This window comes from Rhodococcus sp. P4_E4, assembly GCF_056401575.1.
In genome coordinates this window covers 84651-96315 of the sequence record NZ_JBFUJB010000006.1, presented here as the reverse complement: position 1 = coordinate 96315, position 11665 = coordinate 84651, and the positions used below count along the sequence as shown (strand labels likewise).

11 protein-coding genes are annotated in these 11665 nt (G+C 63.2%); 7 read left to right on the top strand and 4 right to left on the bottom strand.

Annotated elements, in window-relative coordinates; genetic code table 11:
- Positions 1-1140, bottom strand: a complete 1140-nt coding sequence (locus AC1DVN_RS09180; protein WP_477993735.1) for a polyprenyl synthetase family protein — start codon at positions 1138-1140, stop codon at positions 1-3.
- A 170-nt stretch (positions 1141-1310) separates the two neighbouring features.
- Between AC1DVN_RS09180 and AC1DVN_RS09175 the strand changes: the two genes are divergently transcribed.
- Complete coding sequence (locus AC1DVN_RS09175) at positions 1311-2300, top strand: methylenetetrahydrofolate reductase (RefSeq protein ID WP_477993734.1); 990 nt, start codon at positions 1311-1313, stop codon at positions 2298-2300.
- Between the two features lie 47 nt (positions 2301-2347).
- On the opposite strand, the gene AC1DVN_RS09170 is transcribed toward AC1DVN_RS09175, so the two are convergent.
- The 3 genes from AC1DVN_RS09170 to AC1DVN_RS09160 all read right to left on the bottom strand — a co-directional run bounded on the left by AC1DVN_RS09170 (position 2348) and on the right by AC1DVN_RS09160 (position 5413).
- On the bottom strand, positions 2348-3142 hold the full coding sequence (locus AC1DVN_RS09170) for an LppM family (lipo)protein (RefSeq protein WP_202022304.1): 795 nt from the start codon (positions 3140-3142) through the stop codon (positions 2348-2350).
- 70 nt (positions 3143-3212) lie between these two features.
- The gene (locus tag AC1DVN_RS09165) at positions 3213-4811 is read right to left on the bottom strand and encodes a phytoene desaturase family protein (RefSeq protein ID WP_097387278.1); all 1599 of its coding nucleotides are present in this window, start codon (positions 4809-4811) and stop codon (positions 3213-3215) included.
- Positions 4808-5413: a GNAT family N-acetyltransferase gene (locus tag AC1DVN_RS09160; protein ID WP_020908081.1), complete on the bottom strand. Its 606-nt coding sequence runs from the start codon at positions 5411-5413 to the stop codon at positions 4808-4810. Before AC1DVN_RS09160 ends, AC1DVN_RS09165 begins: the two co-directional genes overlap by 4 nt.
- Positions 5414-5560: 147 nt before the next feature.
- On the opposite strand from AC1DVN_RS09160, the gene AC1DVN_RS09155 reads away from it, so the two are divergent.
- The 6 genes from AC1DVN_RS09155 (at position 5561) to AC1DVN_RS09130 (ending at position 11502) form a co-directional block, all read left to right on the top strand.
- On the top strand, positions 5561-6112 hold the full coding sequence (locus tag AC1DVN_RS09155; protein ID WP_020908080.1) for an SAV_6107 family HEPN domain-containing protein: 552 nt from the start codon (positions 5561-5563) through the stop codon (positions 6110-6112).
- 237 nt (positions 6113-6349) lie between these two features.
- On the top strand, positions 6350-6796 hold the full coding sequence (locus tag AC1DVN_RS09150) for a DUF3040 domain-containing protein (protein ID WP_019748880.1): 447 nt from the start codon (positions 6350-6352) through the stop codon (positions 6794-6796).
- Between the two features lie 558 nt (positions 6797-7354).
- Positions 7355-7786, top strand: a complete 432-nt coding sequence (gene mraZ, locus AC1DVN_RS09145) for a division/cell wall cluster transcriptional repressor MraZ (protein WP_003941779.1) — start codon at positions 7355-7357, stop codon at positions 7784-7786.
- Positions 7787-7976: 190 nt separating this feature from the next.
- Positions 7977-8990: a 16S rRNA (cytosine(1402)-N(4))-methyltransferase RsmH gene (rsmH, locus tag AC1DVN_RS09140; RefSeq protein WP_097388180.1), complete on the top strand. Its 1014-nt coding sequence runs from the start codon at positions 7977-7979 to the stop codon at positions 8988-8990.
- A complete protein-coding gene (ftsL, locus tag AC1DVN_RS09135) occupies positions 8987-9631 on the top strand; it encodes a cell division protein FtsL (protein WP_477993733.1) in 645 nt (214 codons plus the stop codon). Before rsmH ends, ftsL begins: the two co-directional genes overlap by 4 nt.
- On the top strand, positions 9628-11502 hold the full coding sequence (locus AC1DVN_RS09130; protein WP_020908076.1) for a peptidoglycan D,D-transpeptidase FtsI family protein: 1875 nt from the start codon (positions 9628-9630) through the stop codon (positions 11500-11502). Before ftsL ends, AC1DVN_RS09130 begins: the two co-directional genes overlap by 4 nt.
- Positions 11503-11665: the final 163 nt, after the last annotated feature.

Genomic DNA, 11665 nt, shown 5'->3' with positions numbered 1-11665 from the left:
TCAGTAGCTTCGCTTCGTGGCCGCGATCGCCATATCGGTCAGGCGAGCCTTGGACTCTGTCGTTGCCGTGCTCGAGTCGAGGGCGTTCGCAGCTGCCTCGACGAGGGTGTCGATCTGCGTTTCGACGTCGGTGACGGCGCCAAGATCGGTGATCACCTGACGCAGAGTGTCGACTTCGTTGTCGGTCAACTGGGTGCCGATTCCGTTGCGGAGCAGTTCTGCTGCCGCCGGATCTGCGATGTCGGCGCGGGCAAGCGCCATCGCGAACAGGACAGTCCGCTTGCCGGCGATGAGATCGTCGCCCGACGGTTTGCCCGTGACGGACGGATCTCCGAAGACACCGAGCAGGTCGTCGCGAAGTTGGAAGGCAATCCCGATGTCGGTGCCGAACGTCCGGTAGGCATCGATCAACTCGGCGTCTGCACCGAACAGTGCGGCGCCGAGGTGCAGTGGGCGTTCGATCGTGTACGCGGCGGTTTTGTAACGGTTGACCCGCATGGCTGCCTCGACGGTCTCGTCTCCGCGGGCTTCGTTGCTGATGTCGAGGAATTGGCCACCGAGCACCTCGGTGCGCATTGCCGACCAGACCGGGCTCACTCGTGCGGCCGCGTCGGGGCTGATCCCGGATTCGCGGATCATGTCGTCAGCCCAGGCCAAGGCCAGGTCGCCGGAGAGAATGGCGACGGCCTCGCCGAAGTGCGCGGAGTCGCCGCTCCACTCCTCGCCTCGGTGCTGGTCCTCGAATTCGACGTGAACGGTCGGGAAGCCGCGCCTGGTCGTTGATGCGTCGATGATGTCGTCGTGGACGAGCGCGCAGGCCTGCACCAGTTCGAGGGCCGCGCATGCACGAATCACCGCGTCCGCGTCGCTCCCGTTCGGGTCGCCTCCGGCGCCGAGCCATCCCGTCCAGGCGAACGACGGCCGGACGCGCTTTCCTCCGCGCAGGACGAAGGCTTCGAGGGTGCTGACGGCTTTCTCGTATCCACCGCCGATGTTCGAGACGAGTTCGCGGCGTGAATCGAAGAAGTCGCGGAGCGCTCCTTCGAACACGCCTGGCAGTTCGAGTGAGGTCGGATGCGGTGCGGTGTTGGTCGAACTCTGTCCAACGCGCGCGGTTCCTGCGGACAGGGTGGCCTCCAAGATCGGTATGTTCTCGCGCCGGAGGGTTACACGGAAGCGAGCTTGGGGCCCAGCTTAGTGGGGGTTGGAATCAACGGGGGTTCGGGCCGTGAACTGCGTGATCCTGACATTCGGGATACGCAGTCCTGGGCGATGAGCTTGTTTGCAGCTGGAAAACATATGCTTGACCGGTGACATTCGATCCAGTCAGGGGCCGCTCCAGCGAGGGGTGGGCCACCCGAACACCGTCGATCGTCGATCGGATCGCTTCCTCGACAGGTAGCCGTATTCCGTTCTCGGTCGAGTTTTCGCCGCCGCGCGACGCTGACGCCGAAGCGCGCCTGTGGCGTGCGGTGCGTACCTTCGAGCGGCTCGGACCGGCGTTCGTCTCGATGACTTACGGCGCAGGTGGCTCGACGCGCGATCGTACGGTGCGCGTCACCGGCGAACTGGCCGAGGAGACGACCCTGCTGCCGGTTGCTCACCTGACTGCCGTCTCGCACAGCACCGAAGAACTTCGCGCCATGGTCGGTGCATACGCCGATCGTGGGATCAGCAACATCCTCGTGTTGCGCGGCGATCCGCCCGGTGATCCGCTCGGCGAGTGGAAGAAGCATCCCGAAGGCGTCGAGTACGCCGAGGAACTCGTGCGGATGGTCCGTGACCTGGGCGACTTCCACGTCGGTGTCGCGTCGTTCCCCGAGGGGCACTACCGCGCTCCGGACTTGGCATACGACACGAAGTACCTGGTGTCGAAGTTGCGTGCCGGCGCCGAGTACTCGATCACGCAGATGTTTTTCGACGTGGAGGACTACCTCCGTCTCCGTGACCGGGTGAGTGCATACGACGCAGAACAGGGCGCCAAGCCGATCATCCCGGAGATCATGCCGGTGACGTCGCTGCGCTCGGTGAGGCGCATGCTCAAGCTCTCGGGCTCGTCGTTGCCTCCCGCCCTCGAACGCCGATTCGACGCCGCGGCCGGAAGCGGTCCGGACGAGAACCGTGCAGCGGTCCGCGAACTCGGCATCGATCTGGCCACCGAGATGGGAGAGCGGTTGATCGCCGAAGGCGCTCCGTGCCTGCACTTCATCACGTTGAACTTCGCGCGCGCCACCAGTGAGGTCCTCGAGCGACTCGGTCTCACCCCCGACACCTCTGTCGGGACAGCACAAGCCGTCTGATCCCGGTTGCCCCGCTCGACACCAATCGAGGGGGCAACCGCCAGGCGCTACTTCGTGGTGTTTTTCGGATTCCTGTTGTCAGCTTGCTTGCTGACAGGTGATTTCGTGACAGGCGTCTTCATGGCCGGTGCTTTCGCGGCGGGCGCGCGCTTGATCGGTGCTCGATTGCGCGCCATCCAGGCCATTGCACCGACGATAATCGCGACACCGAGCGCCAGTCCGGCCATGATTCCTGCCCACCCGGCGAAGCTTCGGGTGCTGGGGTCCGCGTAGTTGACCTCGGCGCGCATTGTCGACACCTCGCCGGCGGGCAAAGTCCACGACACCCGGGAATCGCCGTCTCGTGTTCCGTTGGTCGTGCCGACCCGTGCCGGGAAGGCGATGCTGACCTGGACGTCGGCGCCCTGAGTTGGAACCGTCTTCAGGTCTGCCTTGCCGTCGAGCGTGACGGTGTCCCCGGATCGCTTGAGGGTGATCTGGAACGACCCGGATCCCTCGGCATACATCGAGCCCAGTTGGGCGACGTCACCGAAGGACAAGTCGCTGAAGAACGCCTGGCTGCCGACGTATCCGTCCTTCTTGTATTCCTGAACCCGTATCTTGTCCTCCAGCGAGGAAGGCGGGGTCAGCTGCGGACCCTTGTCCGCCTCGTTCGCCGGAATAGCGGCAGCTACCACCTGTCCGGTCACACGATCGTTCGCGGACACTCCCATCGACACCTGCACGCGGATGCACCCGGCAAGCAAGGGAACAAGCATGAGGGCGAGCGCGGCAACCGTCAGGAAACGTTTCCGACTGGTCGGCTTGGCGGCGGGATCGGTGGACTGTTGCACAGTGGTCATCGTGCCAGCCGTGGCGTAGCCAGTCATCGAGGCGGGGGCGTGTCGGCGGGTGAAGTTCGGCGGGTGACCTTCACGACCTGCTCGAACGACGCAGCCACTGACTCGCTTTACCCCGGCGGCCGTCGGACAGTGCGATTCGAGCGGCACTGCGACCACTGGCTCCGGACACACCACCACCGGGATGCGTCGAGGCTCCGGTCAGATACAACCCGTCTGCTCCCGGAACGCGATGGCCGGACAGTTCGGGAAGCGGTCGCCACAACATCATCTGATCGAGTGACATCTCGACGTGCATGACATTTCCGCCGATCATCCCCAATTCCGACTCGATGTCGCGGGGAGTCTGAATGAAGCGGTCGAGGACGGAATCGGCGAATCCGGGTGCAAAAGCCTCCATCTCGCCGACGATCCGGTCGGCCTCGGCCTCGGCGACCGACGCCCAATCGCGATGTCCGCTGAGACGATACGGCTGCCACTGCGACCACAGTGTCACCTGATGCCGCCCGGCCGGGGCGATCGTGGGATCGATTCCGCTGAAACTCATTCCGAGAACCGCAGGGCGAGGAGGCAGTTCCCCTGCCAGTGCTGCGCCGTGTGCAGTGCGCAAGTGGGCGCGATCGGAAACGAGTAATTGCAATCCCGAGGTACTTTCCCGTGTGGTGGCGTCGCCGCGGTAGGAAGGGAGCGCAGATGTCGCCAGTCGCAATACAGCGCCGATGCCGGGGCCGACCCTGATCTTCCGCCTCCAGTGATCGAGCGTGGTTCGGTCGAAGCCTCCGTTGCCCAGGAGATCGAGTGTCGTGAGGATGTGGCAACCCGCGATTACCTTGCGAGCGTGAACTTCTCGACCGCTCTCGGTTGTGACGGTCCAGTGATTCGAGTTCCGGCGGATCGACGTCACGCCGTCACCGAGCGCGACGGTGGCGCCGTCGACAGCCATCCGGGAGGCCAACGCAGCACTCAGTGCGCCGCTCCCTCCGACTGCTCGCCCGGGCGGCAGGACGTGCATGAGGGCCGCGAAGCCGACCATCGGAGCGGTTCCCGGTTCCGACATCGGAGGCCCGGACTGGGCGCCGAACCACGCCAACGCTGCCTTGAGCGCCTCACTGTCGAAATACTCGTCCAGTAGTGCGTCGCCAGGCGCGAGGAACTGCCGCGACAGTTCGCTGTTGCCGCGCGCTGTGGCCAGTCCTCCGAACGCACCGATCAGGTTCGATCCGGTGGGCGGTGTGGAAAATGCCCTCATCACGTGTCGGCTGCGCTCCGACCACACCGCGACGAACCGCCGGTACGCGTCGGCGTCCTTTGTCCCGCAAGCTCGTTCGATGGACCGGCAGGTTGCATCGAGGTCGCGATGAAACACGATGCCCGGCCCGTCGGTGCCAGGGGCGGGCGGAGCGAACGCCCACGGGTCACAGTCGATGTAGCGAAGGCCGTGCGCGCCGAGTCCGAGTTCCTCGATGATGCCGCTGTGTCGGATCATGAGGTGCGCAGACGACCCCCGGTCCACCTTGTATCCGGGAAATCGCTCGACGGTCGAGACGGCACCGCCGAGAACCGTGTCCTTCTCGAGAACCTCGACCGACCAACCATCACGTGCGAGATACGCGGCCGAAACGAGCGCGTTGTGTCCGGAACCGACGACGACGGCGTCGAGAAATGCGCTCACAGCGGCAGTCCACGGCCGAGGACTGCGAACGGTCGGTTGTCGCCGGCAAAACGAAATCTGCGGAGTACGTCGCGAAATCCGAGACGGCGGTACAGCCGCCAGGCTCGGTTGTCCTCGTCGAACACCTCAGGTGTCGACAACAGAACGCTGCGTTCGGTTCGATCGAGGAGGAGGTGGCGCAAGAGCGATTCGCCCAATCGGTGACCTTGACCGTTCGGATGCACGTGGAGTTCGGTGAGTTCGAAGTAGTCGCTCAGAATCGCGTCGATCTCGCTCTGAGGGCGACCCGAGCGCCGAAGCCCGTGCAGTACCTGTTGATGCCACCACTGGTCCGGGCTCCCGCGATACCCGTAAGCGATCCCCACCAGCGGCAGATTTTCGTGTGACGGTTGCTGGGGAACCGCCAATGCGCCGACGGCTTTCCAGCCAGGCCGGTTCGCGTGCTCCTGCCACATCGGTGCGCGATGGAACTCGGTTCCTCGCGGATAGTCCATCGCAGTGACGTACACGGCCAGTGCCTCGTGGAGTCGACTCGCGAATTCTTCACGATCGAGGTCGACCGTATGTGGTGTCCAGGCGATCTGCGGGTCGACCGGTCTCACCTCTTCTCTTGACGGCGTGTCGGTGGGTGCAGTTATATTGAATAGGTCGAACAGATGTTCGATGTGGGTGATCCGGAGATGCCCGAAGGGAAGCGGGCATCTCCGGCCCACCTGGCCTTGGATCCTTACGGTGCAGGAGGTGCCCCGATGTCCGAGCATGTAAAGCCTGATCGTGTGAAGTGCCAACGAACTCTTCCGGCCGAGTTGTCGAGCCCGTCGGATGCCGCAATCTCGCGATTGCCGATATCGGCGAGACGGTCCTTCGGTGCGACGGACGCCAGCCACCGCACTGCGCAAGTGGGAAAGTCCGGTGTGGCGTGGGGGCTCCTCAGGAAGGCGGATGCGCTTCTCGAGGAAGCGATTGGGGCGGGCGATCCTGCCGACCGGTTCCGGTGTGCCTATCTGGCAGCACTACGTGGTGCCGGGGCAGTGTTGGCCGCAGCTCCTGCCGGTGCCGGATCGAAGCGCAAGCGAAGTGGAAACGCGTGGGTTCTGATGGACGCCGCAGCGCCCGCGTTCGGAGCGTGGTCGAAGTTCTTCGCGGGGTGGTCCGCTGCGCGTGCGGCCGTGGAAACCGGTGTGTCGATCGTGATCACGGACTCCGATTCCGATGCATTCTTCGCCGAGGTCGGTCGTTTTCTCACGGCGGTCGAAGATTTCATCGGTCAGGACGCGTCCGAGCATTTGCGAGCGTCGTGAACAAATGGTCCGTGTTGGCAGTTGTTTCCGGGGAATTTCCTGGTCCGCACAGGCAAATGGAGCCGAATCGGGGCCCTTCGGCACGAATACGTACGCTTGTGGCGGAACTCGTACCCGGAGTTGGTGGTCCGAGACCTAAACTGCTCGTATTATGAAAACAGGTAATCGTCCAACTTGATTACCCGCCGCCCCACACCGTGGGGTGGTTGCCAAACTTCCAGTGCCGGGGGAGGTACCGTGCCACTCTCCGAGCACGAGCAGCGCATGCTCGATCAGATCGAGAGCGCTCTCTATGCCGAAGACCCCAAGTTCGCCTCCAATGTGAGGGGCGGCCGTATGCGGGCGCCGTCGAGTAGACGGCGGTTCCAAGCAGCGGCTCTATTCGTGCTGGGTCTGGTCCTGCTGATCGCGGGGGTTGCCCTCCCGCTCAAGCCGGGCGGTTTTCCGATCATCAGCCTGTTCGGTTTCTTGTTCATGTTCGGCGCAGGGGTCTTGTTCCTCTGGGGTGGTGGACGCAAGTCCGCAGCAGCAGCCGAACCCGCTTCCGAAGGTGGCAATCATCCCTCCGGTCCGCCGGGTAGGGGTAGTGCCGGTGGATCCGGGCGGGGACGCGGCCGCAAGTCCGGCGGCGGATTCTCGTCGCGGATGGAAGATCGATTCAAACGCAGGTTCGAGCAGGACTAGCTCTCCCGCCCTTCTTCGGGCGTACTTCGAGAGTGGTGCAGTTCGGACATGACGCCCTCTGTAGGGCACGGACGACCACACGTCGTTGGTGTGGGTGTTGTACATGTGTGCCGGCAATCCATCGAAGTGAATCAGTGACGCGCGAGCGAATCACTCGCCACCCACGGTCGCCCCTAGGCAAGCCCGCGGGCTTCCTCCACTTCGCTCCACTCGCCCCTCCACTTTCCTCCACCCTGGTCGAACTGCAACGCACGACCAGACCTCGTCCCGCTCACGTCTATTCAAAAACCGCGCTTGTACTGCGATTTTGCTTGGGGGAGCGACAAATCGTGGCGTGAAGGGTCGATATGACGGCGGTGTGGGCCGGGACACGGTTGCAAATTTCCCCCACGTATCCCCACCTGCTCTGACCTGCTATTTGTCAGCAAATGATGCTGAATAGGGACCATGTGCTCCTTGTTTGTGGGGGAAAGTGGGGTACTGTGGGTTCGGGCGGAGAGCTGAAGCACGATCCGCTCGATAGGGAGGGTTTCAGCGCAAGCTCGCAGGAGGTGTCGAGTGTTCCTCGGTACCTTCACGCCGAAGCTCGACGACAAAGGTCGGCTCACGTTGCCGGCAAAGTTCCGAGACGAACTGGCAGGAGGATTGATGATCACCAAGAGTCAAGATCACAGCCTCGCCATCTACCCCCGGGACGAGTTCGTCAAGCTTGCTCGAAAGGCAGCGGCAGCTCCACGCAATGATCCGGCAGCTCGGGCGTATGTACGTGCCCTGGCCGCCGGTACAGATGAACAGCACGCCGATGCCCAGGGGCGAATCACCCTCTCGGCTGATCATCGGCGTTACGCAAACCTGTCCAAGGAATGCGTAGTGACCGGCTCCGTCGATTACCTCGAGATCTGGGATCTAGCAGCCTGGGAGAGGTATCTCGGAGACAACGAAGAGGACTATTCGCAGGCAACAGGCGAATCTCTCAGCGAGATCGTCTAGGCGAAGAGCCCCCGGCGAATGCCGCGAGGCCTCTGCCCGGAAAGACCCTGACGCACTTCCCCAGCGCCAGGTTCTCCTTCGGGCAGGGACCTCGAAGCATTCGCCTTCTCGAACAGTCATCGCCTTCTCGGAAAGTCAGCACCTTTTCGAAAAGTCATCGGAAATCATGAAAGTAGGAGCCGGAGCAATCATGGTGGATCACGAGGTGAACGAACCCTCGGATGCCGATGGCTTCGCGCACGTCCCCGTACTTCTGCATCGTGCCGACGATCTTCTCGGCCCTGCCATCACCGCCGTCGGTGACGGTGGCGAAGGCGCATACATGATCGATGCGACGTTGGGGCTCGGAGGCCACTCCGAATTCTTCCTCGGCAAGTACCCGGGCCTTCACCTCATCGGTCTCGATCGCGACACCAACGCACTCCGCATCGCTTCCGAGCGTCTGGCGCCATTCGCGGACCGAACCACGTTCGTGCACACCACGTATGACGGGATCGAAGACGCGCTCGAACAGGCAGGTCTGCCGTCGACGGAGTCGGTTCACGCGATCCTCTTCGATCTGGGTGTGTCGTCGATGCAGTTGGACGAAGCCGACCGAGGTTTTGCGTACTCGATCGACGCCCCTCTCGACATGCGGATGGATCAGACGGTCGGGCTGACCGCGGCAGAGGTCCTGAACACCTACAGTCACGGCGACCTTGCTCGCATTCTGAGCACGTACGGCGAAGAGCGGTTCGCCGGAAAGATTGCGTCCGAGATCCTTCGGCAGCGTGAGCGTGAACCATTCACCACCAGTGCAGCTCTGGTCGAGTTGCTGTACCGAACAATCCCGGCGGCCACGCGGCGTACGGGTGGACACCCGGCCAAGCGCACCTTCCAAGCGCTGCGGATCGAAGTCAATGCCGAGTTGGATTCGCTTCGCGCGGCCGTTCCTGCCGGGCTCGATGCACTGGCAGTCGGTGGGCGAGTGGTGTTCATGTCCTACCAGTCGCTCGAGGATCGAGTTGTGAAGGCGGAGTTGGTTCCCCGCTCGAAGTCCTCCAGTCCCGAAGGTCTACCGGTCGAGTTGCCGGGTATGGGGCCGGAGTTCCGCATTCTCACCCGTGGCGCAGAACGTGCGTCTGAGCAGGAAATCGAAGAGAACCCACGATCAGCTCCGGTGCGTTTGCGTGCCGCAGAACGCATTTCCAGGAGGCGGGCATGAGTCGTCAGGGCAAATCCGGTGCAGCGCAACGCGCATACGACAAGCGCACCGCACGGGCGGCAGGCCGGACCGGAACTGCCGCTGCTGCCGGCCCGTCGATCTCTCCTCGGGCGATGCTCAAGGGGCGGGTACCGTTCGTGGCCTCCGTTATCGGACTTCTGTCCATCGGTCTCGCGGTGACTCTGCTGCTGACCACTCGCGCTGCCGAGGATTCGTACCAACTCAGTGATGCACGTGCATACAACCAGTCTTTGGTCGAGCAGAAAGCAGCGCTCGAACGTGACTTCCAGTCGCGTAACTCGGCTCCGGAGTTGGCAAATCAGGCAAGCGCTCTCGGCATGGTCCCCGCCAAGGACCCTGCACGTCTGGTAGTTCATCCGGATGGTTCGGTCGAGGTCGTCGGAACGCCGACTCCCGCGACTGCCGGCGCGATGCCGCCGCTCGATGCGCCCACATCGGTGCCCGCACCGACCGCGACACCGCCGCGCACCACAACGCCGGTTGTTCCTGGAGTCACGCCGAGCGTTCCGAATAACACGCGAAACCTCGCGCAGAGTGAACAATTGGTTCCTGTGATCCCCACGACGACAGCACCCGCCACCACGACGGCGGTGCCTGCTCCGCCTGAGGAACGTCGGTGAGTCAGAACTCCCGTAACAACCCCGGTCGGCGTCCGCGCCGCTCGGCCACTGCCTCATTTCCGTTTCGTCAGCGAGTCGGTCGTATCACCATGTGTGGTGCGCTCGCCGTTGCGGCATTGCAGCTCTTGTGGATTCAGGGAATCGATGCGCCGAGCCTGGCTGCGGAATCTGCGAATCAACGAACCACGACGCAGGTCGATCCGGCCGTACGCGGCTCGATAACCGATCGCAACGGAAACCCCCTCGCGTTCACCATGGAAGCCAAGGCGCTGACTTTCCAGCCGGTGCGAGTACGCAAGGAACTCGAGGAAGCGCGCGCGAAGAGCATCGAGCAGGGCGCCGAGGGTGACAAGCAGGCGCCGGAAGTCAGCGATCGCCTCGCCGAGATCGCCGCCGGAATCCACGCCAAGCTCGGCGATACCGTTCCGGAAAAAGATCTGCTTCAGAAGATGAACAGCAACGAGACTTTCACGTACCTCGCTCGCAGCGTGGATCCGGCGGTTGCTGCCGAGATCTCGGACAAGTTCCGGGAGGTCGGCCTCGAGCGACAGGACATCCGCGAGTACCCCGGTGGCTCTCTGGCGGCGAATCTCGTCGGCGCGACCGGCTGGGACGGGCACGGTTTGCTCGGCCTCGAAGATTCGATGGACTCCACGCTCGCCGGAACCGATGGATCCGAAACGTACGACCGCGGTTCCGACGGCGCTGTGATCCCTGGTAGCTGGCGTGACAAGCAACCGGCCGTCAACGGTTCGGGTGTCGAGCTGACCATCGATTCGGACCTCCAGTTCTACGTTCAGCAGCAGGTCCAGATCGCCAAGGACAAGTCGGGCGCCAAGAACGCTTCGGTTGTGGTCATGGACTCCAAGACGGGACAGGTGTTGGCCATGTCCAACGACAGCACCTTCAACCCCGCGATCGGCATCGACAAGAACGCGCCGACAGCCGAAATGGGCAATCCGTCGGTCAGCACGCCGTTCGAGCCCGGATCGGTGAACAAGATCGTCACCGCAGCAGCGGCCATCGAGGACGGTAAGACAACTCCGGACGAAGTTCTGCAAGTCCCGGGCAGCATCACGATGTCCGGTGCCACAGTCAAGGATGCGTGGGATCACGGTGTGGCCCCGTATACCTCTACCGGTGTGTTCGGAAAGTCCTCGAACGTCGGCACCTTGATGCTCGCTCAGCGAGTGGGCGAGGATCGCTACGCAGACATGCTGAACAGGTTCGGCCTCGGACAACGCACAGACGTCGGACTTCCCGGCGAGAGCGCCGGCAGCGTCCCGAGTCGCGATCAGTGGTCCGGCGGAACCTTCGCGAACTTGCCGATCGGGCAGGGTCTTTCGATGACAACCTTGCAGATGACCGGGATGTACCAGGCCATTGCCAACGACGGTGTGCGAATTCCTCCGCGAATCGTGAAGTCGACTGTCGATTCTTCCGGCACTCGGACCGAGACGCCGCAGCCCGAGGGTGTCGAGGTGGTCAGCGCCCAGACAGCGTCGACGGTTCGGGACATGTTCCGATCGGTCACTCAGGAAGACACCGGCAACCAACGAGGAACCGGTGTTGCCGCGGGCGTCGAGGGATACCAGGTCAGCGGAAAGACCGGCACCGCGCAGCAAGTGGATCCCGCGTGCAAGTGCTACTCCAACTCCAACTACTGGATCACCTTCGCGGGGATCGCGCCCGCGGACAACCCCCGATTCGTGATCGGAATCATGCTCGACGCACCGGTTCGCGGTGTGGACGGCGGCGGCGGTCAATCGGCAGCACCGTTGTTCCACAACATCGCGTCGTGGATGCTGCAGCGTGACAGCGTTCCGATGTCGCCGGACCCCGGTCGCAAGTTGGTGTTGCAGGCGGACTGATTGCGGTGTGTCGGTTTCGACAGGGTCTTCGGGTGAATCCCGGACACGGTAATCTCAAACGTCGCAGTAACCTCATTCATCGCAGTACGCCGAACTTTGCTTGCGCTGCGACCGCCACAGAACAACGACCGCGATAGAACAACGACAATTGCCAGGAGTCGAG

Bases quoted from the DNA above. Each gene is read 5' to 3' on its own strand.
- AC1DVN_RS09170 (WP_202022304.1), bottom strand. From the start codon at position 3,142: ATGACCACTGTGCAACAGTCCACCGATCCCGCCGCCAAGCCGACCAGT.
- AC1DVN_RS09155 (WP_020908080.1), top strand. From the start codon at position 5,561: ATGTCCGAGCATGTAAAGCCTGATCGTGTGAAGTGCCAACGAACTCTT.
- rsmH (WP_097388180.1), top strand. From the start codon at position 7,977: ATGGTGGATCACGAGGTGAACGAACCCTCGGATGCCGATGGCTTCGCG.
- ftsL (WP_477993733.1), top strand. From the start codon at position 8,987: ATGAGTCGTCAGGGCAAATCCGGTGCAGCGCAACGCGCATACGACAAG.